The sequence below is a fragment of the Nocardia sputorum genome, assembly GCF_027924405.1.
GTDB classification, from domain to species: domain Bacteria; phylum Actinomycetota; class Actinomycetes; order Mycobacteriales; family Mycobacteriaceae; genus Nocardia; species Nocardia sputorum.
In genome coordinates, this window is sequence record NZ_AP026978.1 from 279,463 (window position 1) to 304,793 (window position 25,331).

The 25,331-nt window shown below is 69.3% G+C and carries 19 protein-coding genes and 1 pseudogene; 14 read left to right on the forward strand and 6 right to left on the reverse strand.

The window, feature by feature from the left end; translation table 11 throughout:
- The first annotated feature begins 60 nt into the window (after positions 1-60).
- Positions 61-2,355 carry a phosphoribosylformylglycinamidine synthase subunit PurL gene (gene purL / locus QMG86_RS01405; RefSeq protein ID WP_281877196.1) on the forward strand — a complete coding sequence of 765 codons (2,295 nt, stop codon included), beginning with the start codon at positions 61-63 and terminating at the stop codon, positions 2,353-2,355.
- 61 nt (positions 2,356-2,416) lie between these two features.
- On the opposite strand, the gene QMG86_RS01410 is transcribed toward purL, so the two are convergent.
- Positions 2,417-2,707: a YiaA/YiaB family inner membrane protein gene (locus tag QMG86_RS01410; RefSeq protein ID WP_281877198.1), complete on the reverse strand. Its 291-nt coding sequence runs from the start codon at positions 2,705-2,707 to the stop codon at positions 2,417-2,419.
- Between the two features lie 163 nt (positions 2,708-2,870).
- Here QMG86_RS01410 and QMG86_RS01415 point away from each other — a divergent pair, with 163 nt between their 5' ends.
- The 3 genes and pseudogenes from QMG86_RS01415 to QMG86_RS01425 all read left to right on the forward strand — a co-directional run bounded on the left by QMG86_RS01415 (position 2,871) and on the right by QMG86_RS01425 (position 5,668).
- Positions 2,871-4,604, forward strand: coding sequence for an alpha/beta hydrolase (locus tag QMG86_RS01415; RefSeq protein ID WP_281877199.1), 1,734 nt, complete (start codon positions 2,871-2,873; stop codon positions 4,602-4,604).
- A gap of 311 nt (positions 4,605-4,915) precedes the next feature.
- Positions 4,916-5,128 (forward strand): annotated as a pseudogene (locus QMG86_RS01420) (CPBP family glutamic-type intramembrane protease); the annotation flags it as partial.
- A gap of 147 nt (positions 5,129-5,275) precedes the next feature.
- Positions 5,276-5,668, forward strand: a complete 393-nt coding sequence (locus QMG86_RS01425; RefSeq protein ID WP_434085661.1) for a sterol carrier family protein — start codon at positions 5,276-5,278, stop codon at positions 5,666-5,668.
- Between the two features lie 28 nt (positions 5,669-5,696).
- Here QMG86_RS01425 and QMG86_RS01430 read toward each other — a convergent pair whose 3' ends face one another.
- Positions 5,697-6,965: a YhgE/Pip domain-containing protein gene (locus QMG86_RS01430; RefSeq protein ID WP_281880721.1), complete on the reverse strand. Its 1,269-nt coding sequence runs from the start codon at positions 6,963-6,965 to the stop codon at positions 5,697-5,699.
- Positions 6,966-7,181: 216 nt separating this feature from the next.
- On the opposite strand from QMG86_RS01430, the gene purF reads away from it, so the two are divergent.
- From purF to purM, 6 genes are all read left to right on the forward strand, one after another.
- Positions 7,182-8,774: an amidophosphoribosyltransferase gene (purF, locus tag QMG86_RS01435; RefSeq protein WP_281877200.1), complete on the forward strand. Its 1,593-nt coding sequence runs from the start codon at positions 7,182-7,184 to the stop codon at positions 8,772-8,774.
- A gap of 416 nt (positions 8,775-9,190) precedes the next feature.
- Complete coding sequence (locus tag QMG86_RS01440) at positions 9,191-10,759, forward strand: ABC transporter substrate-binding protein (RefSeq protein ID WP_434086188.1); 1,569 nt, start codon at positions 9,191-9,193, stop codon at positions 10,757-10,759.
- A gap of 116 nt (positions 10,760-10,875) precedes the next feature.
- Complete coding sequence (locus tag QMG86_RS01445; RefSeq protein WP_281880722.1) at positions 10,876-11,886, forward strand: ABC transporter permease; 1,011 nt, start codon at positions 10,876-10,878, stop codon at positions 11,884-11,886.
- Positions 11,886-12,896 (forward strand): ABC transporter permease, encoded by a 1,011-nt coding sequence (locus QMG86_RS01450; RefSeq protein WP_434085521.1) that lies wholly within the window; start codon positions 11,886-11,888, stop codon positions 12,894-12,896. The genes QMG86_RS01445 and QMG86_RS01450 overlap by 1 nt, the downstream gene beginning before the upstream one ends.
- On the forward strand, positions 12,889-14,577 hold the full coding sequence (locus tag QMG86_RS01455) for an ABC transporter ATP-binding protein (RefSeq protein ID WP_281877202.1): 1,689 nt from the start codon (positions 12,889-12,891) through the stop codon (positions 14,575-14,577). The genes QMG86_RS01450 and QMG86_RS01455 overlap by 8 nt, the downstream gene beginning before the upstream one ends.
- Before the next feature lie 130 nt (positions 14,578-14,707).
- The gene (gene purM, locus QMG86_RS01460; RefSeq protein WP_159842220.1) at positions 14,708-15,784 is read left to right on the forward strand and encodes a phosphoribosylformylglycinamidine cyclo-ligase; all 1,077 of its coding nucleotides are present in this window, start codon (positions 14,708-14,710) and stop codon (positions 15,782-15,784) included.
- Positions 15,785-15,932: 148 nt separating this feature from the next.
- Here the strand turns inward: purM and QMG86_RS01465 are convergent, their stop codons facing one another.
- The 4 genes from QMG86_RS01465 to ygfZ form a co-directional block, all read right to left on the reverse strand.
- Complete coding sequence (locus QMG86_RS01465) at positions 15,933-16,142, reverse strand: DUF3073 domain-containing protein (RefSeq protein ID WP_063053670.1); 210 nt, start codon at positions 16,140-16,142, stop codon at positions 15,933-15,935.
- Between the two features lie 175 nt (positions 16,143-16,317).
- Positions 16,318-17,265: an asparaginase gene (locus QMG86_RS01470; RefSeq protein WP_281877204.1), complete on the reverse strand. Its 948-nt coding sequence runs from the start codon at positions 17,263-17,265 to the stop codon at positions 16,318-16,320.
- Positions 17,262-17,969: an MOSC domain-containing protein gene (locus tag QMG86_RS01475; RefSeq protein WP_281877205.1), complete on the reverse strand. Its 708-nt coding sequence runs from the start codon at positions 17,967-17,969 to the stop codon at positions 17,262-17,264. The genes QMG86_RS01470 and QMG86_RS01475 overlap by 4 nt, the downstream gene beginning before the upstream one ends.
- A 101-nt stretch (positions 17,970-18,070) precedes the next feature.
- Positions 18,071-19,186, reverse strand: coding sequence for a CAF17-like 4Fe-4S cluster assembly/insertion protein YgfZ (gene ygfZ / locus QMG86_RS01480; RefSeq protein WP_281877206.1), 1,116 nt, complete (start codon positions 19,184-19,186; stop codon positions 18,071-18,073).
- A gap of 182 nt (positions 19,187-19,368) precedes the next feature.
- Between ygfZ and QMG86_RS01485 the strand changes: the two genes are divergently transcribed.
- From QMG86_RS01485 to QMG86_RS01500, 4 genes are all read left to right on the forward strand, one after another.
- Positions 19,369-20,289, forward strand: a complete 921-nt coding sequence (locus QMG86_RS01485) for an aminodeoxychorismate lyase (protein WP_281877207.1) — start codon at positions 19,369-19,371, stop codon at positions 20,287-20,289.
- A gap of 194 nt (positions 20,290-20,483) precedes the next feature.
- Positions 20,484-21,977: a cytochrome ubiquinol oxidase subunit I gene (locus QMG86_RS01490; RefSeq protein ID WP_281877209.1), complete on the forward strand. Its 1,494-nt coding sequence runs from the start codon at positions 20,484-20,486 to the stop codon at positions 21,975-21,977.
- A gap of 9 nt (positions 21,978-21,986) precedes the next feature.
- Complete coding sequence (cydB, locus tag QMG86_RS01495; protein ID WP_281877211.1) at positions 21,987-23,018, forward strand: cytochrome d ubiquinol oxidase subunit II; 1,032 nt, start codon at positions 21,987-21,989, stop codon at positions 23,016-23,018.
- A 4-nt stretch (positions 23,019-23,022) separates the two neighbouring features.
- The gene (locus tag QMG86_RS01500) at positions 23,023-25,089 is read left to right on the forward strand and encodes an ABC transporter ATP-binding protein/permease (protein ID WP_281877213.1); all 2,067 of its coding nucleotides are present in this window, start codon (positions 23,023-23,025) and stop codon (positions 25,087-25,089) included.
- Positions 25,090-25,331: the final 242 nt, after the last annotated feature.

The window sequence follows — 25,331 nt, forward strand, 5'->3', positions numbered from 1 at the left end:
CCGCCCAGTGACAAGGATCGTCGCTTTCACTATGCCCGGCCGAAAGGACCCTGGTACTCCGTGACTCCGCAGGTCGACACCGTCAGCGCAGCCGCAGCAAACCCCGATGTGGCGCAACCCTACAAAGAACTCGGCCTCAAAGACGACGAGTACGCCCGCATCAAGGAGATCCTCGGTCGCAGGCCCACCGACGCCGAGCTGGCGATGTACTCCGTGATGTGGAGCGAACACTGCTCCTACAAGTCCTCGAAGGTGCACCTGCGCTACTTCGGCCAGACCACCACCGACGAGATGCGCGCGTCCATGCTCGCCGGCATCGGTGAGAACGCGGGCGTCGTCGACGTGGGCGACGGCTGGGCGGTCACCTTCAAGGTGGAAAGTCACAACCACCCCTCCTATGTCGAGCCGTACCAGGGCGCGGCCACCGGCGTCGGCGGCATCGTGCGCGACATCATGGCGATGGGCGCGCGCCCGATCGCGGTGATGGACCAGCTGCGCTTCGGCGCGGCCGACGCGGCCGACACCCGGCGCGTGGTGGACGGCGTGGTGCGCGGCGTCGGCGGTTACGGCAACTCGCTTGGCCTGCCGAATGTCGGCGGCGAGACCGTGTTCGACGCTTCCTACCAGGGCAACCCGCTGGTGAACGCGCTGTGCGCGGGCGTGATGCGGGTCGAGGACCTGCACCTGGCGTTCGCGTCCGGCACCGGCAACAAGATCGTGCTGTTCGGCGCGCGCACCGGCCTGGACGGCATCGGCGGCGTCTCGGTGCTGGCCTCGGACACCTTCTCCGGTGACGAGTCCGGTTCCGGCCGCAAGAAGCTGCCCTCGGTGCAGGTCGGCGACCCGTTCACCGAGAAGGTGCTCATCGAGTGCTGTCTCGAGCTGTACGCGGCGAAACTGGTGGTGGGCATCCAGGACCTCGGCGGCGCCGGATTGTCCTGCGCGACTTCCGAGCTCGCGGCGGCCGGGGACGGCGGCATGCACATCGAGCTGGACAAGGTGCCGCTGCGCGCGGCAGGCATGACGCCCGCCGAAGTGCTCTCCAGCGAATCGCAGGAGCGCATGTGCGCGGTCGTCACGCCCGAGAACGTGGACGCGTTCATGGCCGTGTGCCGCAAGTGGGACGTGCTGGCCACGGTGATCGGCGAGGTCACCGACGGTGACCGGCTGGTGGTCACCTGGCACGGGGAGACCGTGGTCGACGTGCCGCCGCGCACCGTCGCGCACGAGGGCCCGGTCTACGAGCGTCCGGTCGCCCGCCCCGACGAGCAGGACGCGCTGATCGCCGACACCCCGGACCGGCTGGCCCGGCCGCAGACCGCCGACGAACTGCGCGCCACGTTGCTCCAAATGATCTCCAGCCCGCAGCTGTGCAGCCGCAAGTGGATCACCGAGCAGTACGACCGCTACGTGCGCGGCAACACCGTGCTCGCCGACCAGGCCGACGCGGGCGTCATCCGGATCGACGAGCAGACCGGACGCGGCATCGCGCTGGCCACCGACGCGTCCGGCCGCTACACCAAGCTGGACCCCTACGCCGGTGCGCAGCTGGCGCTGGCCGAGGCCTACCGCAACGTGGCCACCACCGGCGCGACGCCGAAGGCGGTCACCAACTGCCTGAACTTCGGCTCGCCGGAGGATCCCGGGGTGATGTGGCAGTTCCAGCAGGCGGTGCGCGGACTGGCGGACGGCTGCGTGGCGCTGGGCATCCCGGTCACCGGCGGCAACGTCAGCTTCTACAACCAGACCGGTCAGACCGCGATCCTGCCGACCCCGGTGGTCGGCGTGCTGGGCGTGATCGACGACGTGCACCGCCGCATTCCGACCGGGGTCGGCCTGGAACCGGGCGAGACGCTGATCCTGCTCGGCGAGACTCGCGACGAGTTCGGCGGGTCCATCTGGTCCCAGGTGGCGCACGACCATCTCGGCGGCGTCCCCCCAAAGGTCGACTTCGCCCGCGAGCAGTTGCTCGCCGAGGTGCTCACCGCCGGTTCGCGCGACGGCATGATCAGCGCCGCGCACGACCTCTCGGAGGGCGGTCTCGCCCAGGCTGTCGTCGAAGCCGCGCTCGCCGGGGAGACCGGCTGCCGAATCCTGCTGCCCGAGGGCGCGGACCCGTTCGTCACCCTGTTCTCCGAGTCGGCGGGCCGCGTACTTGTCGCCGTTCCGCGCTCGGAGGAGACCAGGTTCACCCGCATGTGCACCGCCCGCGAACTGCCGTGGGTGCGCATCGGCGTGGTCGACCAGGGCTCGGATTCGGTCGAGGTGCAGGGCCAGTTCTCGATCACCATGGACGAATTGCGGGCCGCGCACGAAGGCACCCTTCCGAAACTGTTCGGCGCGGGCGCCGTCTGACGAACCGCCCACCTGGGCGGGCCTGGACCCCTCGTTGCCGGGCCCGCCCAGGTGCGCGGGTTCAGGCGACGGAATTGAACGGATCGTGCTCGGAGAGCAGCTTCTCCATCCGCGCCTGATCGATGCGACCGTGGATGGTCGCCGCCTCGTGCTGGTCGCGGACCACCTTCGCGAGCGTGAAGGTGCTCGTGACCAGGAAGAGCATGGACATCCCGAGGAACCCGCGCTGCCAGACGTCCAAGGGCAGCGCGTAGATTCCGATACCGGCTCCGACGAAGCTGATGCCGAACGCGATCGCGGCCTGGGCGACGTAAGCGGCGCTGGCCTTCTGCCGCGCGGTCGTGGTGCTCATGGACAGAAAGTTTCCGGACGACGCGGCGTAGGCACCTGTGTACAACTACTCGAGCGGCGTGGGTAGTTGCCTAGGCCGCGGCCGGTGTGATCCGCGTCCCGGTGCGACCGCGTCGCGGCGGGCGACGCGCCGGACGGTCGGTGGCGACCGCCATACTGATCGAATGCTGGAGACCGCCGGGACCATGCGGAAGCTGCGCACGCGCGCGGTCGCGATGACCCGGCGCGCCGAGGACGTCATCGATCTGAATTACGTCGGCTTGGTGGTGGCGACGGTGTTCTTCGCGTTGTCGGTGACGCCGTCGCTGCTGCCGCGCGACTGGTTGTTCCAAGGGTTGATCAGCGGGATCAATGCCGCGATCGGGTACGGCGCGGGCTGTTTGCTGGAATGGCTGTTCCGGCTGTGGGTGCGGCCGCGGTTGAAGATTTCGCCGCCGCCGACGTGGGCGCGATACGCGGTCAAGTCCGCGGTGCTGCTCACCGCCGCGCTGAGCGCCGCGCTGATGCTGGTGCAGTCGGCGCGGTGGCAGCGCGAGATCACCGCGTTGATGGGCATGGAAGGCACCACCACGCCCGCCTATCTGCGCACCGGTCTGCTCAGCCTGGCCGTCGGCGCCGCGGCGGTCGCGGTCTACCGCACGCTGCGGGAGATCATCCTGTTCCTGGCTCGCGTGCTCAACCGGTGGGTGCGAGTGCCACGGGAGCTCGCGCCGGCCGCCGGGTTCCTGGTGCTGGTGGTGCTGGCGGTGACGATCTTCAACGGTGTCGCCACCCAGGCGTTCTTCGCGGTAGCCAACTCGGCTTTCAGCGTGCGCAACGACCACACCTCGGCGAACGCGGTCCAGCCGCAGCAACCGGAGCGCTCCGGCAGCCCGACCTCGCTCGCGAAATGGGAGACCTTGGGGTTCGAGGGGCGCTGGTTCGTCTCGCACGGCCCCACGGCGAGCCGCATCACCTCGGTCACCGGCCGTCCGGCCAAGGAACCCATCCGAGCCTACGTCGGCCTGGAATCGGTCGAAGGCGACCAGCAACCGGCCGAGCTGGCGGTGGCGGAACTGGAGCGGACCGGAGCGTTCGATCGGAAGGCGCTCGTGGTGGTCACCACCACCGGCACCGGATGGGTGAACTCGCTGGCGGCGGGGGCGATCGAGTACATGTACGACGGCGACACCGCGATCGTCGCCACGCAGTACTCGTACCTGCCGAGCGTGCTGTCGTTCCTGGCCGACCGCAACAAAGCCGCCGCGGCGGGCCGGGACGTGTTCGACGCGGTGTACCAGCACTGGACCGCGCGGCCGCCGGAGGTTCGGCCCAAACTGCTGGTGTACGGGGAGAGTCTGGGCTCGCAGGGATCCGAAGCGGCGTTCGACGGCCTCGCCGACCTGCGGGCCAAGGTCGACGGCGCGCTGTGGGTGGGCCCGCCCAACTCCAACCGGTTGTGGCAGCAGTTCGTCGCCCGCCGCGATCCGGGGTCCAGGGAAGTCGAGCCGCTGTACGCGGACGGGCTCGTGGTGCGATTCGCCACCGACAGCGCCGACCTGGCGCGGCCTTCGTCGGAGTGGCGGCCTCCGCGCATCGCGTATCTGCAGCACGCGTCCGACCCGATCGTCTGGTGGTCGCCGGATCTGATCTTCTCCCGGCCGGATTGGCTGTCGGAGCCGCGCGGCTCGGACGTCTCCTCCCAGATGCGCTGGTGGCCGTTCGTCACGTTCTGGCAGGTGGCCGCGGATCTCACCAACGCGCAAGGCGTCACCGACGGGCACGGACACCGTTACGGCAGCCTGGTGCTGGACGGCTGGGCGGCCATCGCCGCGCCGCCGGACTGGACCGCCGAGCGCGCCGAACGGATCCGGGCCGTGGTCGAGGCCGCGGAGGACTACGAGCGAGAGACCAAGTGAGTTCCGGCGTGGCCGCGAGAGCGCTTGTGGCGGTGGCTGTTCCGCTCGCTTGGAGCAACGCGGTCCTGCCTCGCCTCGGTCTCGGTATACGCGCGCGAACGGCGGCCAATGCCGGTTTCGCCACCCTGTACGCGCTCGCGCTGCGCGCCGACCCGGGCCGGTGGTCGGTGCGTGGCGTTCGCCATGGGCTGGTCGCCGCCTCGGCGGTGACAGCCGGTTACGCTTCGGCCCTTGCCGTTCCGTCGTTGCGATGGCAATTGGCCGAACTCGCCGAACGCGGCCCTGACGTGTCGACCACCGAGTGGGCGGCGGTGCACATTCCCCTCGGGACCGTCTACAGCGAGGAACTCGTTTTCCGCGGCACGCTGGATCCGCTGCTCGACAACGTCTTCGGTCCGCGAGCAGGCGCGTTGCTCGGCGCGGCCGTCTTCGGGCTCTGGCACATCGCACCCGCGCGGGCCGTAGGTGACAGTGTTCCCGCCACCGTGGCCGTCACCACGGCGGGCGGTCTCGTGTTCGGTTGGCTGCGCCGCCACACCGCGGGCGTCGTCGCTCCGGCGCTGCTGCACCTGGCCATGAACGCGGGTGGTGCGATCGCTCCCCGCCTGGCCCGCCGCCTCGAGGGTTCGGTGCGCGAGTCCAGGACGGCGCGGGGAAGTAGGGTCGGGAAGGTGGCAGGACGAGGGACGGTCGACCCCGCTCAGATGCGGGCAGCGGTGGCGGCGGTGAGCGAGTGGTTGCGCGATGAATCGGTCGATCCGCCCGCCCGCGCCGACCTCGGGGCGGCCGTGCGGACAACGGCGCGCTCGCTGGCGGTCTCCGCGCCCGGGCACTCCGTGGAGCTGCGGGTGCCGCCGTTCGTCGCGGTGCAGTGCGTCGAGGGGCCGCGGCACACCAGAGGCACCCCGCCGAACGTCGTCGAGACCGACCCGCGCACGTGGCTGCTCTTGGCCACCGGCCTGCTCGAATTCGACGACGCCCTCGACTCCGGCGCGGTGAGCGCATCCGGCACCCGCGCGGCCGAGATCGCCCACTGGCTCCCGATCGTCCGGGCCGCCGCCTGACGCCGCGCGTACGCGGCGCCTGCGGGCGTCACGCCTGGATGATGTTGCGGCGCTCCAGCCCCTTGCGGTCGTAGAAGCGGGTGACCGCCGCGCCGAAGACCAGCCCGATCACCAGCCCGAGGACGGCCATCCATACGCCGCGGGTGAGTCCCGCCTCGAAATTCGCGTCGAAGTACAGGATCGATCGCACCCCGAGGAACACCTGGTGCATGGGCTCGAAGGAGGCGAGCCAGCCGAAGTACCGCGGCGTCGCCTCGATCGGCACGGTGCCGCCGGAGGACGGCAACCCGAGGATGACGAACAGGATCAGGTTCACCAGCAGGCCCGCCGAGCCGATCGCCGCCAGCATGGACAGCCCGGTCACGCCGACGGCGATCATGGCGAGCGCGCTGTAGAGGTACAGGGCGAGCGGATTGCCGATCGGCATGTCCAGCAGCTCACCGACGACCAGGAACACCGCCGCGACGATGTTCGCCGCCAGCACGAACACGCCCCACTTGATCAGCAGCGTCTTGAACCGCGAGATCGGCGTCGGCGGGTAGTGCACGTACCACGGGCCGTACTCGGTGGGCACGAAGCCGAGCTGCGCGTCGATCATGGTGTGGATCACCATCGCGCCGACCACCCCGGCCAGCAGCAGCAACAAGGAGTAGAAGAACGCGGTCAGCCCTTGGCCGCTGCCGTGCGGCAGCGGGTGGTACTGCTGGGTGACCACTTCGATCGGCGACGCCAGCGCCACCTTGGTGGCGCCGGTCAGCTGCGGCGCGGGCGGACCGCCGGGCCGCGGGGCGAGCTGCGCGGTGACCTGGTCGAGCAGCTGCTTGCCGACCTGCTTGTTCACTTCGGCCAGCGCCTCGTTCCCGACCCGCAGCACGATCTGGGTGCCGAACGCGCCGGTGCGCGGGTTCGTCTGCACGGTGATGATCGGTCGCGGGATGTCGCCCGGTATGACACTGCCCACACCCAGATTGCCGAGCCGCTTGCTGAAATCGCTCGGGATGACGATCGCGCCGTAGACCTGCCCGGACTGCATCTGTCGCTCGGCCTCGTTGATGCTGATCACACGCAGGTCGACCTTGTCCGAGGGCACCCCGTCGGCCAGCGCGCGAGTGATCTGGTCGCCGAAGTTCACCTGCTGCGCGCTGTCCCCGCTGCCGATGGTGTCGCCCACGTCCTGGTTGACGAGGGCGATCGGGAAGTCGTGCAGGTTCTTCTCCGGATCGACGACATAGTCGAGGTACATGATGCCCAGCAGCGCGGTGAGCAAGCTCAACACGGCGAGGGGAAAGAGCACCATCCGAGGCCATGGCCTGCGCGCGGGAGTCGCACCCGACTCCGTCGTGCCCGCGTCGTCCGTAGTCGTCACGGTGCGCACCGTAACAGCTGTGCGGCCCGCGTCGGCCCCGCTTCGGTCGCGCCGGATTGCTGCTCGGATGCGGCGGCGGTGCGAAAGCACGGCTGTCCACCCGTAGAATGAAATCTGCCCCCAGCCCGCCCGAACAGGGAGCAAACGGTGACCAACGCCGAACTGCCGGTCCAGAGCATTTCCGCCACCTCCTGTCCCGCCCCGGACGTCGACGAGAACGAGCCGCGCGAGGAGTGCGGAGTCTTCGGAGTCTGGGCGCCGAGCGAAGAAGTGGCGAAACTCACGTACTACGGGCTCTATGCTCTGCAACACCGTGGGCAGGAGGCGGCGGGCATCGCGGTGTCGGACGGCTCGCAGATTCTCGTCTTCAAGGATCTGGGTCTGGTCAGCCAGGTGTTCGACGAGCAGACCTTGGCAGCCATGCCGGGCCACATCGCCGTCGGCCACTGCCGCTACTCCACCACGGGTGGAGTGACCTGGGAGAACGCCCAGCCCATCTTCCGCACCACCGCGGTCGGTTCCGGAGTTGCCCTGGGCCACAACGGCAATCTGGTCAACACCGCCGAATTGGCCGGTCGCGCACGCGAACTCGGACTGCTCGGCGCCTCCGTGCGGGGCGGCCGCCCGCAGCCCGCCGCGGCGACCTCCGACTCCGACGTGGTCACCGCGCTGCTCGCGCACGCCTCCGCCGACTCCAGCATCGAGCAGGCCGCGATGGAACTGCTGCCCACCTTGAAGGGCGCGTTCTGCCTGACGTTCATGGACGAGCACACCCTTTACGCCGCGCGCGACCCGCACGGCGTGCGCCCGCTGTGCCTGGGCAGGCTGGAGCGTGGCTGGGTCGTTGCCAGTGAGACCGCCGCGTTGGACATCGTCGGCGCCGCATTCGTCCGCGAGATCGAACCCGGCGAACTGCTGGCGATCGACGCCGACGGCGTGCGCTCGATGCGCTTCGCCAACCCCGAGCCCAAGGGCTGCGTCTTCGAGTACGTGTACCTGGCCCGGCCGGACAGCACCATCGCGGGCCGTTCGGTGCACGCCACCCGGGTGGAGATCGGCCGGCGCCTGGCGAAGGAGCACCCGGTCGACGCCGACCTGGTGATCCCGGTCCCCGAATCCGGGACCCCGGCCGCCGTCGGCTACGCGCAGGGGTCGGGCGTGCCCTACGGCCAGGGTCTGATGAAGAACGCCTACGTCGGTCGCACGTTCATCCAGCCCAGCCAGACCATCCGGCAGCTGGGCATCCGGCTCAAGCTCAATCCGCTGCGCGAGGTCATCCGGGGCAAGCGCCTGATCGTCGTGGACGACTCGATCGTGCGCGGCAACACCCAGCGCGCGCTGATTCGGATGCTGCGCGAGGCGGGCGCGGTGGAGATCCACGTGCGGATCGCCTCGCCGCCGGTGAAGTGGCCGTGCTTCTACGGCATCGACTTCGCCTCCCGCGCGGAGTTGATCGCCAACGGGGCGGGAACCGAGGGTGACGTCGCGGACATGGTCGAGGGCGTGCGCCGCTCGATCGGCGCCGACACCCTCGGCTACATCTCGCTCGACGGCATGGTCGCCGCGACCGAACAGCCGCGCTCGCGGCTGTGCGCCGCGTGCTTCGACGGCAACTACCCGATCCCGCTGCCCACCGAGGCCGCCATCGGGAAGAACGTGCTCGAGGGCATGCTCACCGGCCAGTCCGAGGCCGTGCTGCTGGGCGAGAACGCGAACGCGAGCGCGCTCAGCCGCCCGTGAGCGGCTTCTGATCACCGATCCGGTGGTTTGCCCGCTCCGGGCGACCGCCGGATCACTCTGCACCGCGGCGCGTGCTGGTTTCGTCGCAAGCGTTCATGGGTACCGTCATGCACTGTCGCGCAGTGTGGTCTGGCGTACTCGAGACACCACGCCCAGCGCTCCGCGGCAATTCTGGACGTACGACCGGTATTTCCCCGCGGTCGTAGGCGCCGCGCATAATGCCTGCTGACGGGCTCGCGAATTTTCTTCGAAAACGTAACGTGCCGAAAATGCTTCGTAGGTACGGTGCCGATCAGATCGGAAGTTCACCCGTGTCCGCACCGGGCCTGCGATCCCAGCGGAACGCGGTGCGGCGCTCGAGAAGTGGGGCCGTGATGAGGAATTCGAGGTTGGGGCGACGGAGCGGGACGCGAACCATCGCGGCCCTCGGGTTGCTGGCGCTGGCGGCGTCGGTACTGGCCGGCTGCGGTTCCGGGCGAACCGGTGAGGACGACGGCGGCGGCTTGGTGGCGGGCACCACCGACAAGATCTTCTCGCTCGATCCGGCGGCCGCCTACGACAACGGCTCACTGGTCGCCGAGACGCAGATCTACCAGTACCTGCTCAACTTCGCGCCCGGCGACGCGACGCCGCAGCCGGACGCCGCCCAGAAGTGCGAGTTCACCGCGCCCACGGTGTACACCTGCACGTTGAAGGACGGCCTGAAGTTCGCCAACGGCAACCCGCTGACCGCGACCAGCGTCAAGTTCTCCTTCGACCGGATGCTGCGGATCAACGACCCGAACGGCCCCGCGTCGCTGCTGGGCAACCTGGAGAAGACCGACGTGGTGGACGCCCGCACCGTCGCGTTCACGTTGAAGGTGGCCAACGATCAGACCTTCCCCGCGATCCTGCCCACTCAGGCGGGGCCGATCGTCGACGAGAAGGTGTACCCGCCGGACCGGGTTCTGCCGGACCAGGACGTGGTGCAGGGCAAGGGCTACTCCGGCCCGTACACCATCGCCGGTTACGACAAGAACAAACTGGTCGAGTATCGGGCGTTCGCCGACTACAACGGCATCCTCGGCAAGCCGAAGACCGAGACGGTGTCCACGAAGTACTACGCGACCACCGACAACATGAAGCTGGACCTGCAGAACGGTTCGCTCGACGTCGGGTACCGGTCGTTCACGCCCACCGACATCGAGTCGCTGCGCGGCGACGGCAAGGTCACCGTGCACGAGGGCCCCGGTGGCGAACTGCGCTACATCGTGTTCAACCTGAACACCATGCCGGGCGGCACGCCCGCGCAGAAACTGGCCGTGCGCAAGGCCGTCGCGTCCACCGTCGACCGGGCCGCGCTGGCCGACGGCGTCTACAAGAAGACGTATCTGCCCGCGTATTCGTCCGTGCCGCAGGGCGTGCCGGGTGCGGCGGAGCCGTTCAAGGACATCTACGGCGCCCAGCCGAACAAGGACCAGGCGGCGAAGATCCTGGCCGACGCCGGGGTGCCGACGCCGGTCGAGCTGAATCTCCAGTACAACCCGGACCACTACGGTTCCAGCAGCTCGGAGGAGTACGCGGCGATCAAGTCGCAGCTGGAGGCCACCGGCCTGTTCCGGGTGAACCTGCAATCCACCGAGTGGGTGACCTATCAGCGGGAACGCGCCCGCGACGGGTACCCGCTCTTCCAGTTCGGCTGGTTCCCGGACTTCCCGGACCCCGACAATTACCTGTCCCCGTTCTTCGGCCCGAACAACTTCCTGCAATCGCATTTCGAGGACCCGGGCATCTCCGCGCAGTTGATCGCCCAGGCTACCCAGCCCGACAAGGACCAGCGGCTCGCGCAGATCCAGCGGGTGCAGCGTGATCTCGCGCAGAACTTCCTGCCGATCGTCCCGCTGCTGTCCGGCAAGCAGATCGCGGTGTCGGCCGCCGGAGTGCACGGCGTGGAACAGACGCTCGACGCGTCGTTCAAGTTCCGCTACACGGTGCTGAGCAAGTGAGTTCCGGCGACACAGCCGGGCCCGGGACGACGATATCGGCGGACAGCGCGCCGACACCGATCCTGGCCCGGCCCTCCGGCCTGCGGCGACGTGGCGACGACTCGCGCCATCGCGCGCTGCTGCGCTACCTGAGCGTCCGCCTGCTGCTGATCCCGGTGACCGCGTGGATCCTGGTCACGGTCGTGTTCTTCCTGATGCGGGTGGTCGGCGATCCGATCAGCGCGGCCATGGGCGGGCGCATGACCCAGGAGCAGATCGAGGCACGCAAGGAGGCGGCCGGGCTGAACCGGCCGATCCTGACCCAGTACGGGGGCTACCTGTCCGGGCTCCTGCACGGTGATCTCGGTCGCTCCCAGGACAATCGGGAGATCAGCGAGGTGGTGGTCACCTACGGCGCGGCCTCGCTGGAGCTGGTGTGCTGGGCGCTGGTCGTCGCGTTCGCGATCGGCGTCCCGCTGGGCAGATACGCCGCGACCCACCGGGATTCGGCCGCGGACACGACGCTGCGGTTGCTGGCCATCCTGTTCTACGCCGCGCCGGTGTTCTTCGTCGGCCTGCTGTTGAAACTGGTGTTCGCGGTGCGCCTGGGTTGGTTGCCGGTGGCGGGCCGGGCCAGCACGAACGTAGAGCTGCGGCTGCAACACGTCTCACCGAAAACGAACATCATGGTGATCGACGCGATCCTCTACGGCGACACCGGATACCTGATCGACGTGCTGAAACACGCGGTACTGCCCGCCATCGCGCTGGGCCTGCTCACCGCGGGCATCTTCCTGCGCCTGGTCCGGATCAATCTGATCCAGACCCTTCGCGCCGACTACGTGGACGCCGCACGGGCGCGCGGTCTTTCCCGCCGCGTGGTGACCGGCCGGCACGCGTTCCGCAACGCGATGATCCCGATCGTCACGGTGATGGGCATGCAGATCGCCATGATGCTCGGCGCGTCGGTGCTCACCGAGACCACGTTCGAGTGGAAGGGGCTCGGCTACCAGTTCGCGCAGTACCTGTCCGCGCGCGACTTCATCGCCGTGCAGGGCATCGTCGCGTTCATCGCGCTCATCGTGGCGGTGATGAGTTTCCTGGTGGACGTCGTGGTGGCGCTGATCGATCCGAGAGTGAGGTTCTGATGACCGCTCCGGAATTGCTGAACGAACCTCCGATCCTGCCGCCCGTGGCGCGCCGGGGCGTGCCGGGCCTGCGGTTGTTCTCGATGACCGCGGGGTTGCAGCGCGCGACGCTGATCCTCGGACTCGTCTTGGTCGGCGTCTTCGTGGTCGCCGCCGTCTTCGCTCCGCTGATCGCGCCGTACGGATTCGCGCAGAGCGCCGCCGACGGTGTCGATTTCGCCCGCCAGCAAGCCCCGTCGGCGGAGCACTGGTTCGGCACCTCGGTGCGTGGCGAAGACGTGTTCTCCCGGGTCGTCTACGGCGCGCGGACGGCCCTGTGGGTGATCGCGATATCGCTGGTGCTCTCGCTGCTGATCGGTGTGCCGCTCGGGCTGCTGTCCGGCTATGTCGGCCGGTGGCCGGACCGGCTGCTCGTGTTGTTCATGGACGCCATGTACGCGTTCCCCACGCTGCTGCTGGCGATCGTGGTGTCCATCGTGGTCGCGGGCGGCCGATCGACCAGCCTGGGCGGTGTGCTGTCCGCGGCGGTGGCCATCACGGCGGTCTTCGTGCCGCAGTACTTCCGGGTGGTGCGCAACGCCACCGTGGCCGTGAAACAGGAGCCGTACGTCGACGCGGCGCGGGTGACCGGTGCGTCGACGGCGCGAATCCTGTTCCGGCACATCCTGGCCAACGTCACCCAGTCGCTGCCGGTGATCGTCACGCTCAACGGGTCGGAGGCCATTCTCACACTGGCCGGACTGGGCTTCCTCGGTTTCGGCATCGAGCCGACACAGGCTGCGGAGTGGGGCTTCGATCTGAACAAAGCGCTGTCGGACGTGTCCAACGGCATCTGGTGGACGGGCGTCTTCCCCGGCGTCGCCATCGTGCTCGTCGTGCTCGGCATGACCTTGGTCGGCGAGAGCCTGAACGAGGTCCTCAACCCGATCCTGCGCACTCGTCGTGCCGTGGCGGTGGCGAGCGCGCCCGTTCTCGCGCCGAACGGTGGAAGGGAAGCGGCCGATGACTGAGTCGGTCACGGCGGACCGGGGCCGTCCCGCTCTGTCCATCGAATCGCTGTCGGTCACCTTCGCCACCGACGCGGGGCCCGTCCACGCGGTCACCGACGTCTCCTACGAGGTCTATCCGGGCGAAGTGCTGGCCATCGTCGGGGAATCCGGTTCGGGCAAGTCGGTGAGCTCGCGCACGGCGATGGGGTTGCTTCCCGAGACGGCGACCGTGCGCGGCCTGGTCACCCTGGGCACCGAGCAGGTCACCGCGATGAGCGAGAAGCAGCTCACCGCGTTGCGCGGTGGCGCTGTCTCGATGGTGTTCCAGGAACCCGGCTCGGCGCTGGACCCGCTGTTCACCGTCGGCTTCCAGATCGGCGAGGCGCTGCGAGCCCACACGCGGCTGACCAGAAAAGCTGCGAAGGCGCGCGCGGTGGAACTGCTGCGCCTGGTCGGGTTGCCCGACCCGGAGCAGCGGGTGGACTACTACCCGCACCAGCTCTCCGGCGGACAGAAACAACGCGTTGTGATCGCCATCGCGATCGCCTGTGAACCAAAGGTCATCATCGCCGACGAACCCACCACGGCGTTGGATGTCACGGTGCAGGCGGAGATCCTCGACCTGCTGCGGGACCTGCGCGACCGGATCGGCAGTGCGATCGTGCTGATCACCCACAACATGGGCGTCGTCGCCGACATCGCCGACCGCGTAGTGGTGATGCGCGACGGCGCGGTGGTCGAGCAGGCGCCGGTGGACGAGTTGTTCGCCCGTCCCACCGCGGCCTACACACGCGCCCTGCTGGCCGCGGTGCCGCATCTGGGCGCCGAGCAGATCGAGCACGGCCCGACGGACAGCCCCGACGGCCAGGGCGATCCGGTGCTCGAGGTCAGCGATCTGGTGGTCGAGTTTCCCGGCCCATTCGGACGGCCGCGTTTCCGCGCCGTGGACGGGGTGAGCCTGCGCATCGGCCCCGGCGAGACGCTCGGCCTGGTCGGTGAATCCGGATCGGGCAAGTCGACCATCGGCCGCTGCGTCGCCGCCCTGCAACGGCCGACGTCCGGGACGGTGCGGGTGCGAGGGCAGGACATCGCGCGGCTGTCGCCGCGCAAATTGCGGCCGATCCGCCGGCGCTTCGGATTCGTCTTCCAGGACCCGGCCAGTTCACTGAACCCCCGGCTCACTGTGGGGGAGTGCGTCGCCGAGCCGCTGATCGTGCACAACGCCGGAAGTTCGGCGCAGATCCGCGCCAGAGTGCGCGCACTGCTCGATGACGTGCGGTTGCCCGCGGGCGCCGAACACCGCTACCCGCACGAACTGTCCGGCGGGCAGCGGCAGCGCGCCAGCCTGGCCCGCGCCCTGGTGCTCGACCCGGACCTGCTGGTCGCCGACGAGCCGACCAGCGCGCTGGACGTCTCGGTGCAGGCGGCGGTACTGGAGCTGTTCGGGCAACTGCAGCGCGAATGCGGCTGGGCATGTCTGTTCATCAGCCACGACCTGGCAGTGGTCGACCAGCTCGCCGACCGGATCGTGGTGCTGCGCGACGGAGCGGTGGTCGAGCAGGGTGATCGCGATCGGATCCTGCGAGCGCCGCGGGAGGAGTACACCCGACGGCTGGTCGCCGCGGTGCCGGTACCCGACCCGGTGCGCCAACGCGGGCGGCGGGAGCAGGCCGAACGGTTCGACGGGACGGAGACCGACTGATCGTCCGCTTTACGGTTCGCCGTGCCCTATTGTCAAGAGGGCGAGCCAACACCGGTGCGGGCTCGTTATCCGCCTCCGGTAGCGTGAGCAGGCATCTATCCGCCGATTCGGTTTGGAGCTCTCCCCGAAAATGACTGAACAGACCCCCAGTGGTGGTGCCTCGTACGCCGCGGCAGGCGTGGACATCGAGGCAGGTGACCGCGCAGTCGAGTTGTTCGGGCCATTGGCGAAGAAGGCGACCCGGCCCGAGGTCCAAGGCGGCCTCGGCGGCTTCGCCGGGCTGTTCGCGCTGAAGGGCGGCTACCGGGAACCGCTGCTGGCGGCGTCCACCGACGGCGTCGGCACCAAGATCGCGGTGGCGCAGGCGATGGACAAGCACGACACGGTCGGCCTGGATCTCGTCGCCATGGTGGTGGACGATCTCGTGGTCTGCGGCGCGGAGCCGCTGTTCCTGCAGGACTACATCGCCATCGGCAAGGTCGTCCCGGAGAAGGTCGCCGAACTCGTCTCCGGTATCGCGGAGGGTTGTGTGCGCGCCGGTTGCGCGCTGCTCGGCGGCGAGACCGCCGAGCACCCCGGGCTGATGGACCCCGACGACTACGACCTGTCCGCCACCGGCATCGGCGTGGTCGAGGCCGACGCTGTGCTCGGCCCGGACCGGGTCCGGCCCGGCGACGTGGTGATCGCCATGGGGTCCTCGGGCCTGCACTCCAACGGCTACAGTTTGGCCCGCAAGGTGCTGCTCGACATCGACCGCATGTCGCTGACCGGCCACGTCGAGGAATTCGGCCGCACCCTGGGTGAGGAACTGCTCGAGCCGACCCGGATCTACGCCAAGGACTGCCTCGCGCTGATCGCCGAGACCGACGTGCGCACCTTCGCCCATGTCACCGGCGGTGGCCTGGCCGCGAACCTGGCCCGGGTGCTGCCCGCGGGGCTGGTGGCCGAACTGGATCGCGGCACCTGGAATCCGGCGCCGGTGTTCAAGATGATCGCCCAGCGTGGCCGGGTCGAGCGGGCCGAGATGGAGAAGACCTTCAACATGGGGGTCGGCATGGTCGCCGTGGTCGCCCCGGAGGACGTGGACCGGGCGCTGGCGGTGCTGACCGCGCGGCACATCGAGTGCTGGACCCTGGGCACGGTCAAGAAGGCCAAGGATGCCGACGCCCTGCGCGCCGTCCTGGTCGGGGAGCATCCGCGGTTCTGACCGCGGCGAAGACACGTCAGAGTCCCGCATCCTCGTTCGATGCGGGACTCTGTTGTGTTGCAAGCCTTTTCGGCGCCTGTGACGTCAACCCGCGACAACGCTCGAAGGGGGAGGCCCGTCGGCCTCCCCCTTCAGACGTAGATCGGAGTCAGCGGCGCCAGTCGTCGTAGTCGTCCTCGTCCCAGCGGGACAAAGAGTCGTCCGCGTCGTGCTCATCGGACAGCACACCACCACTCCGCTGGGAGTTGGGGCTTCCCGAAAGCTCGCGCTGAAGGCTCGCGAAGTCGGTCGGCGTCGAGCTGTACTTCAGCTCGCGTGCGACCTTGGTCTGCTTTGCCTTAGCCCGGCCACGGCCCATGGCTGACCCCCTCGCGTCACAGCGGGGCGGCCTGGGGTTTGGTGGCGGCCCCGTTCGAATTAATACTCTTCCTGACAGACACTTTAGCGTGTGTCCGGCGGTCTCGCTTCCAGGAGTGGGTGAAGAACTCCCGAACTGGTGCCGTTTGCCCGCTTGTCGCCCCGGCGTGTAATAGCTAGACGACTCCAGGTATGGCGCGAATCACACCGACGCGTGCGCCTCCGCCGAGCACCGCCGGGGCCGCCAGTTCCGCGTGCGCGGCGGTCCACTCGATCCCCATCCGATGCAGAATCGCCAGCGTCAGCGGCATTCGAGCGCGATCGTGGCCGTCTTCGATCTTGTAGGCGAACGCCGATCCGTCCGGCAGCGCGCCGGCGTGCACACCGTCCGCGCCGATCTTGCAGACCAGTCCGGGAGTGGCCTGCATGGCCAGTAGGTCGGGCGCGTTCGTGCCGGAAATCACTCGTGGATGCGCGCGCACCGCGTCGGCGACCCGGCGTTCCGGGGTGCCGGGTTCGGCCGTCGCCATGGTCGAGAACACCCGGGCGAGGTTGACCAGCGAGACCGGGATGATCGGCAGCCCGCAGCCGTCGATGCCCAGATCGGTTTCCGGCTCGCCGGTCAGGTCGGCGACCGTCGCGATCACCGCGCGCTGTAGCGGATGTGCCCGATCCTGGTAGCCGGCGGTAGGCCAGCCGTTGACCGTGCAGGTCGCGAGCATTGCCGCGTGCTTGCCCGAGCAGTTCATGTAGAGGGGATGAGGTCCGCCCGGCAGCGCCGCGACGCGGGCTCGCTCGTCGTACGGCAGGTCGGCCGGGCACGCCAGCGCGGTATCGGGCAGCCCGAAGCGGTCCAGCAACCTGCGCACCAGCGCGATGTGGTCCGGTTCGCCGTAGTGCGAGGCGGTCGCGATGGCCAGTTCGGCGTCGTCGAGCGGCTCGAAGCCGTTGCGCAGCAGGGTGATCGCCTGCATCGGCTTGTTCGTCGAGCGCGGGAAGATCGGCAGGTGCACTTCGCCGAGTTCGAGGGCGGGCTCACCCGCGGCGTCGAGCACCACCACCGAGCCGCGGTGCACGCATTCGCGGAAGCCGGAGCGGACGACTTCGACCAGCTCGACACTCATGGCTGCACCCCCGCGGCGATGTCATCGGTGCTCGTCGTCGTGTGCCGGTGGGTGGCGGCGCGGCCATGCCTGCGCGCGTGCCGTTCCACCTGCATGCGCACGTCGTCGGAGACGGTCGGCTCGTCGGCGAGCAGGATCGCCAGCAGGTCGGGATCGGCGCCGGTGAACAGGTCGCGGACGGTGACGCCGTGCTCGGGGACGTGCACCACCGAGATCCGGTCGCCCGCCGCGATCGTGCCCTCCGTGAGCACCCGCAGGTAGGCGCCGGTGTCGCCGCGCAGGGTGAACCGCTTGACCCACTGCTGCTCGCCGCTCCAGTGCTGGAACGAGGCGCACGGCACGCGCGGGGCGCTGACCTCCAGCAAGGTGTCGCCGACCGACCAGCGTGCGCCGATCACCGAGTCGCTGACCGGAAGGCCACGGACACGGAGGTTTTCGCCGAACCATCCCGCGGGCAGTTCCCGCCCCAGTTCCGTGCCCCAGCGGCGGGCGTCCTCGTCGGCGTAGGCGTAGACGGCCTGGTCCACGCCACCGTGGTCCTTGGTGTTGCAGACGTGATCGCCGGCCAAGCCGAGTGCGCGCACCGCGACGCGCCCCGCCACCGGTCGCTTATCGATCGCGCTGCGACCGACCCGTCCCGGCACCTCGATCTCGGCGTGCACGACGCACGCCGCGAGCACTTCTCCGATATCACCGACGCGCACGGGCGGCGCTCCTCTCGTCACGGATGGGGAGCTCGGCACTGAGCAGGGGTGGGGCTGTCGGCGGGGAGAAGCCCCATGCCGGCCGGTGTTTCGCCAACGGATCAGCGCCCGCGCAGCCGGTCGACCGCGAGGCGGCCCGCCTGCGGCTCGTCGTCGGTGGGGACCGAATCGGGGTCGATGGACGCCGCGACCGGCCCCGCGACCAGCGCGGTGTCCGCCGGAACCGTGCGCTTGACCAAGGCGAGGGCGATCGGGCCGAACTCGTAGTGATCGATGACCGTGCCGAGCCTGCCGACCGCGCGGCCACCCGCGGTGACGTCGTCGCCGGTGGCCGGGCGCTCGTCCGCCGAGCCGTCCAGGTGCAGCAGCAGCAAGTGCCGCGGCGGCTTACCGAGGTTGTGCACTCGGGCCACGGTCTCCTGGCCGCGATAGCAGCCCTTGTCCAGGTGGACCGCTCCATGTTCGGCCACGCTGCCGATCCAGCGGGCCTCGTGGGGGATGGTCCGCTCGTCGGTGTCCAGCCCGATCCGCGGGCGAACGGCGGCGACGCGCAGCGCCTCGAACGCCCACATCCCCGCCGGGGTGGCGCCGGCCGCGGTGAGCCCGGTCCACAAGTCGGTCAACCGGTCGCGCGGGATGACCAGGTCGAAGGCGTCGGCCGTCGGCCACGGCATTCGGCGCAGGAAACCGCCGCCGGGCAGCGGTGTCGCCTCGTAGACACCGGGAAGGGCGGCGATGCCGAGCGTCTCGGTCAGCCCGGCGACCTCCGGTCCGAGCAGGCTCAGCACGGCGTGGTCGGCGGCTTCGACCGGCTTGGCGTCGGCCCAGAACACCATCCTTTGCAGGAACGCGAGCAGGTCGGGTCCGCGCTCGGCCTCCGTATCGATCCAGACGGTGCCGTCCAGTTCGGTGAGCACGAAATGGTGCTGGACCCTGCCGTTCAGATCGAGATCGAGGTTCTCGGCGGACTGCCCGTCGCCCAAGGCGGCGACATGCTGACTGGAGATCGTGTGCAACCAGGTCAACCGCTCCGCGCCGGTGATGCGCAGGACGAATCGGTGCGAACGGTCGACGATCGCGGCGCGCTGCGCCGCGGCGCGCTGTTCACCGAACGGATCGCCGTAATGCCAGGCGACGGCGGCATCGGGCGAACCCGCCGCTCCCGCGACGGCTCCCGACACACTGAGCAGGGGGCTGGGCGCAACGACCACGGACACCCCTCCCACTTTAGGCGGCGTCGTCCAGCGGTGCGCGAACCGGGCTACGGGGCCGGAGTCCGGCATAGCCGATCGGCATTGTCCGAGCATTACGGCGGGCGCTGTGGTGCGGCTCCACAAAAGGTCTGGCAAAAGCGGCCGTGACATAGGCATTGTCCGCTCACACCGCCTACGCTCGTCGCATGGTGGATCGAGTTCTGGTAACTCTCGATGGCGCGGTCCGAGATGCGGACGCGCCGTTGCTGTTCGCGGACGATATCGGCGTATTGCGTGGCGATGGTGTTTTCGAAACGGTGCTCGTGCGCGCGGGAGTCGCGTGCGCGGTCGAATTTCATCTAGGCAGACTGCGTCGCTCCGCACAGGCGCTCGATCTGCCCGAGCCGGAACTGGGCAAATGGCGTGAGGCGGTGGAGACCGCCGCCAAGGAGTGGGGTAGCGAACGCGAAGGCGTGATGCGGCTGGTGCTGACTCGCGGCCGCGACTCCGAGCTGGCCGGCACCCCCGACAAGGTCAAGACCGGCGACCTCGCAGCCGCCGTGCCGGTGCCGACCGCCTTCGTGCTCGTGGCGCCGGTGCCCGAGCGCGTGGCGAAGGCCCGCACCGAAGGCGTCGCCGTGGTGACCTTGTCGCGCGGCATCTCGATCGACCTCGCGCAGGCCGCGCCGTGGCAGTTGCTCGGAGCCAAGACGTTGTCCTACGCCACCAACATGGCCGCCCTGCGATTCGCCGCGCGAATGGGCGCGGACGACGTGATCTTCACCAGCACCGAGAACCGAGTGCTGGAGGGCCCGCGCTCCTCCGTGGTGATCGCCCGCGACAAGCAGTTGATCACCCCGCCCGCGAAGAACGGCGTGCTGCCCGGCGTCACCCAGCGCGCGCTGTTCGCCGAAGCCGAGAAGGCGGGCTGGCAATGCCGCTACGACTCGCTGTTCACCGCCGACCTGCTCACCTGCGACAGCATCTGGATGCTCTCGAGCATCTCCCTTGCGGCGCGGGTCAATTCGCTCGACGGGCTGCGGATGTCCGCTCCGGACAACGCCGAAGAGATCATCGGGCTGGTCGATCGCGGCATCGAGCGGGCGGGAGCCATCGGCGACTGGTGACGGCCTGCGCCTGGTGGTGATCAGCGTCGCTCCGTGATCTCCGTCCTACCCGGACGGGCGCGGGGCGGCGATGAGCACGGGAAACGGGCCGAAACGGGCGGAATCAGCCCTGGTGCGTGGTCTAGGACTCATTGTCCGGAATCGCCTCCGACGTAGGCTTACTACGACACGTCGTAGACACGCAGGAGGCCGGCTTGAACGCCTTGGACATCTCCCGATGGCAGTTCGGCATCACGACCGTCTATCACTTCCTCCTGGTGCCCCTGACCATCGGTCTCGCGCCGCTGGTGGCCGCCATGCAGACGGCGTGGGTCGTCACCGGCAAGCAGCACTGGCTGCGGCTGACCAAATTCTTCGGCAAGCTGTTCCTGATCAACTTCGCGCTCGGCGTCGCGACCGGCATCGTGCAGGAGTTCCAGTTCGGCATGAACTGGAGCGAGTACTCCCGGTTCGTCGGCGACGTCTTCGGCGCACCGCTGGCGCTGGAAGGCCTGATCGCCTTCTTCATGGAGTCGACCTTCCTCGGCCTGTGGATCTTCGGCTGGACCCGATTGCCGAAACTGCTGCATCTCGGCGCGATCTGGATGGTCGCGATCGGCGTGAACGCTTCGGCGTACTTCATCGTCGCGGCCAACTCGTTCATGCAGCATCCGGTCGGCGCCCGCTATAACCCGGAAACCGGCCGAGCGGAACTGGCGAGCATCGTGGAGGTGCTCACCAACAACACATTGCTGGCGGCCTTCCCGCACGTCGTGGCCGGTTCCTTCCTCACAGCGGGCACGTTCGTCACCGGCATCGCGGGCTGGTGGATGGTGCGTAACGCGCGCAGCGGCGATGCGGCGAAAATGGCCGAGGCGCGGGCGATGTGGCGGCCCGCGGCACGGGCGGGCATCGCGGTGCTGATCGTGTCCATGGCCGCGCTGGTCTACACCGGTGACGTGCAAGGCAAGCTGATGTTCGAGCAGCAGCCGATGAAGATGGCCTCGGCGGAATCCTTGTGCCACACCGCACCCGACCCCGACTTCTCCGTGCTCACCGTCGGTACGCACAACAATTGTGACAGCGTGACGCACGTACTCGAAGTGCCGTACGTGCTGCCGTGGCTGGCGAAGGGCGAGTTCACCGGCGTGACGCTGGACGGCGTCGTCGACCTGCAGAAGGCCTACAACGAGAAGTTCGGCGTCGGCGACTACCGGCCCAACCTGTTCGTCACCTACTGGTCGTTCCGCGCCATGATCGGCTTGTCGGCGGGCTCGGCGCTGCTCGCGCTCGCCGGGCTGTGGCTCACCCGTCGCGGGCGGGTACCCGACCAGCGCTGGTTCTCCTGGCTGAGCCTGCTGGCCATCCCGACGCCCTTTCTGGCCAACAGCGCCGGATGGGTGTTCACCGAGATGGGCCGCCAGCCCTGGGTGGTCGCGCCCAATCCCACCGGCGATCCGAACCTGCGCCTCACCGTGCAGGAAGGCGTGTCGAACCACTCGCCCGGCGTCGTGCTCTTCTCGCTGATCACCTTCACGCTGCTGTACGGCGCGCTCGCGATCGTGTGGTTCTACCTGATGCGCCGGTATGTGATCCACGGACCCGACCCGGCCGTGCGCGCCGCGACGGAGCCGAAGGACACGGACGCGTCTTCGGGCGGCGCCCGTGCCGAAGAAACTGCCGTCGAACAACTTTCGTTCGCCTACTAGGAGCCGGCGATGAGTTTGCAAGAGTTCTGGTTCGTCCTGATCGGCGTGCTGTTCACCGGCTACTTCGTGCTGGAGGGCTTCGATTTCGGCGTCGGCATGCTCATGCCGGTCCTCGGCAAGGGGTCCGACCGCCGCAGGCGCGCGGTGCTCAACACGATCGGGCCGGTGTGGGACGCCAACGAGGTGTGGCTGATCACGGCGGGCGCGGCGATGTTCGCCGCGTTCCCGGAGTGGTATGCCAGCCTGTTCTCCGGCTTCTACCTGGCGTTGCTGCTGGTGCTCGTCGCGCTGATCCTGCGGATCTGCGCCATCGAATACCGAGGCAAGATCGACGACCCGCGCTGGCGGGCCCGCTGCGACATCGGCATCGGCATCGGTTCCTGGGTTCCTGCGCTGGCCTGGGGATGGGTGTTCGCCAATGTGGTGCACGGCGTTCCGCTGAACGAGAAGAAGCAGTTCGCGGGCTCGGTGGCGGATCTGTTCGGGCCCTACGCCCTGCTCGGCGCGCTGGCGACCGGGCTGCTGTTCGCGCTGCACGGAGCGATGTTCCTGGTGCTCAAGACCGCGGGCGAGGTCCGCGACGACGCACGGCGCGCCGCCCGGCTGCTGTCGGCCCCGACGGTGGTCGTGGTCGGCGGCTTCGGATTGTGGACCCAGCTGTCCTACGGTGCGGGCTGGACGTGGATCCCGTTGGGGCTGGCCGTACTCGGCCTGGCCGTCGCGGTGGCCGCCGAACTCGCGCAACGTGACGGGTGGGCGTTCACCGGCACCACGGTGACGGTCGCGGCGGCGACCGCGCTGCTGTTCGGGTCGCTGTTCCCGAATGTGCTTCCCTCGACCATCGACGCGGCGTTCGACCTGACGATCCACAACGCGTCCTCGACGCCGTACACACTGAAGGTGATGAGCTGGGCGGCGCTGCTCGTCACGCCGGTCGTGCTGGTGTACCAAGGCTGGACGTACTGGGTGTTCCGCCAGCGGATCACCGTCGAGCAGATCCCGCCCCCGGTCGGCCTGCCCTTGCGGCCCGTGCAGGATTGACGCCATGGCCCGCCCGCCGATCGATCCGCGCCTGTGGCGGTACGCCCGCTCCGCGCGCACCTACCTCGCGCTGACCGTGGCGCTGTCATTGGCCGTCACCGGAGCGATCGTGGCGGCCGCGCTGCTGATCGGACGGGTGCTGGCCGGTGTGGTCACCGATCCGGACGCGCGCACGCTCGGCGCGTGGACGGGCGAACTGATCGTGCTCGCGCTCGTCGTCGCGGTGCGGGTGCTCGCCACCTGGTCGCAGTCCCGGCTGGCGCATCGGGCGGGCGCGAGCGTGGTGGCGGAGCTGGAGGGAGCGGTGCTCGCGGCCGGCGCACGGCTGTCGCCGCGCGAACTCGACACACGCCGGACGGAGTTGGCGGTGGTCGTCGGCTCGGGGCTGTCCGGGCTGCGCGGCTATCTCGTCGGCTACCTGCCCGCGCTGCTGCTGGCGGTGCTGGTGCCGCCGGTCGTGCTCGCGGTCATCGCCGCACACGATCCGACGTCCGGGGTGATCGCGGTAATCACCTTGCCGCTCATCCCGATCTTCATGGTCCTCATCGGACTGCTGACCCAGGGGCGGGCCGAAGCCACGCTCGCCGCCACGACCCGGTTGTCCGACCAGTTGCTCGACCTGTTCGCGGGCATGCCGACGTTGCGAGCGCTCGGCCGCGAGACCGGCGACGCGAAACCGGCTGCGTGGGTAGGGCAGGGCCAGGCCGGGCACCCGCGCACCATGCAGCACCGCGTCCGCGATCTCGGTGACGCCTTACGGCAGCGCACGATGCGCGCGCTGCGCATGGCGTTCCTGTCCTCGATGGTGCTGGAGCTGCTCGCGACCCTGAGCGTGGCCCTGATCGCGGTCTCCATCGGCCTGCGGCTGGTGTTCGGCGAGATGAGTCTCTACGCGGGCTTGGTGGCGCTGATACTCGCCCCCGAGGTGTACCTGCCGCTGCGCATGGTGGGCGAACGATTCCACGCCGCCCAGGACGGCATGGCGGCGGCCGACAAGGCCTTCGCGATTCTCGAGCACACGCCGGCCGAGCGCGTCGGTGGCGAGACCGGCACGGCGATGGGCCCGCATGACGAGTCGATCGAGCGGGGGTCCGGCGACCGCGTGGAGGGTGCGGCGACGAATAGGGGCGTCGACTTCTTCGAGCGGCGGCTGGACAACGACGTGGAGGGGGCGGCGACGGCCCCTGACGATGAGTCGTTCGGGTGGCGGCCTAGCGTCGGTGTCGAGGGCGCGGTGGCGACGGACGGCGAGTCGTTCGGGTGGCGGCCCGGCGTCGGTGTCGAGGGCATGGAGACGCCGCCGGGCGTTGATCCGAGCGATCGTCGCATCGTGCCGAAGGAAACCAGGGGGACGGTTCGTCCGGGCAACTCGGCAGACCCCGGTGTGATCGAACTGCGCGATCTCTCGATCCAGGCGCGGGACGGGTTCGCCCCCGCTGGTTTGTCGTCGATCTTGCGGCCCGGGTCCCTCACCGTGCTCGCCGGTCCCAACGGAAGCGGCAAATCGACCGTCATACAGGCGATCCTGGGCTTGCTCACGCCCGACCGGGGCGCCGTGACCGTCGACGGCGTAGACGTCCGTGACCTGGACCCGGACCGATGGTGGGCGCGGGTGGCCTGGCTGCCGCAGCGGCCGGTGCTGGTGCCCGGCACGCTGCGGGACAACCTCGAACTGCTCGGCGCGCGAACGGTCGGCCACGTCGCCCGCGGCCCGGCGCGCGTGCTCGACGATCTCGAAGCCGCCTGTCTGGCCACGGGTTTCGATGCCGTACTCGATGATCTACCCGGCCGCTGGGACACCGTGGTCGGCCCCGGCGGCATCGGACTGTCGCTCGGCCAGCGCCAGCGCCTCGCGCTGACCCGGGTACTGGCCACCGATCGTCCTGTCCTGCTGCTCGACGAGCCGACCGCACACCTCGACGCCGCCGCCGAAGCCACCGTGCTGGCGGCCCTCCAAGTGCGAGCCCGCGCGGGCGCGACGGTCGTCGTCATCGGCCACCGCCCGACCGTCCTGGCCGCCGCCGACCAGGTCGTCCAGGTACGCGCCGAGCCGGCGGGAGTGTTGCGATGAGCCGAGAGCTGACGCTTCGTGCGGATTCCGTCCGCTGGACGTCGTGCCGGTGCCTCGCGAGGTTTCGCCCCGCAGGTCTAGGCTCACTCCGGTCATCTTCCGCGGGTGGGCGTCACGGGGGAGGCCATGCGTTGCTGAGTCGTATGCGCGGGAGGGCGCGCAAGTCGGCGCACAGCCTCGATTCACCGTGGCCATATCGGGCTCGTCCGCGCCGGCGAATCGACGCGGGGCCCACGCAAGAG

What these genes read in the sequence shown, in the direction of transcription:
- QMG86_RS01410 (WP_281877198.1), bottom strand. Translation starts at nt 2,707, where the DNA reads ATGAGCACCACGACCGCGCGGCAGAAGGCCAGCGCCGCTTACGTCGCC.
- QMG86_RS01415 (WP_281877199.1), top strand. Translation starts at nt 2,871, where the DNA reads ATGCTGGAGACCGCCGGGACCATGCGGAAGCTGCGCACGCGCGCGGTC.
- QMG86_RS01430 (WP_281880721.1), bottom strand. Translation starts at nt 6,965, where the DNA reads ATGGTGCTCTTTCCCCTCGCCGTGTTGAGCTTGCTCACCGCGCTGCTG.
- QMG86_RS01450 (WP_434085521.1), top strand. Translation starts at nt 11,886, where the DNA reads ATGACCGCTCCGGAATTGCTGAACGAACCTCCGATCCTGCCGCCCGTG.
- QMG86_RS01455 (WP_281877202.1), top strand. Translation starts at nt 12,889, where the DNA reads ATGACTGAGTCGGTCACGGCGGACCGGGGCCGTCCCGCTCTGTCCATC.
- purM (WP_159842220.1), top strand. Translation starts at nt 14,708, where the DNA reads ATGACTGAACAGACCCCCAGTGGTGGTGCCTCGTACGCCGCGGCAGGC.
- QMG86_RS01465 (WP_063053670.1), bottom strand. Translation starts at nt 16,142, where the DNA reads ATGGGCCGTGGCCGGGCTAAGGCAAAGCAGACCAAGGTCGCACGCGAG.
- QMG86_RS01470 (WP_281877204.1), bottom strand. Translation starts at nt 17,265, where the DNA reads ATGAGTGTCGAGCTGGTCGAAGTCGTCCGCTCCGGCTTCCGCGAATGC.
- QMG86_RS01485 (WP_281877207.1), top strand. Translation starts at nt 19,369, where the DNA reads ATGGTGGATCGAGTTCTGGTAACTCTCGATGGCGCGGTCCGAGATGCG.
- cydB (WP_281877211.1), top strand. Translation starts at nt 21,987, where the DNA reads ATGAGTTTGCAAGAGTTCTGGTTCGTCCTGATCGGCGTGCTGTTCACC.
- QMG86_RS01500 (WP_281877213.1), top strand. Translation starts at nt 23,023, where the DNA reads ATGGCCCGCCCGCCGATCGATCCGCGCCTGTGGCGGTACGCCCGCTCC.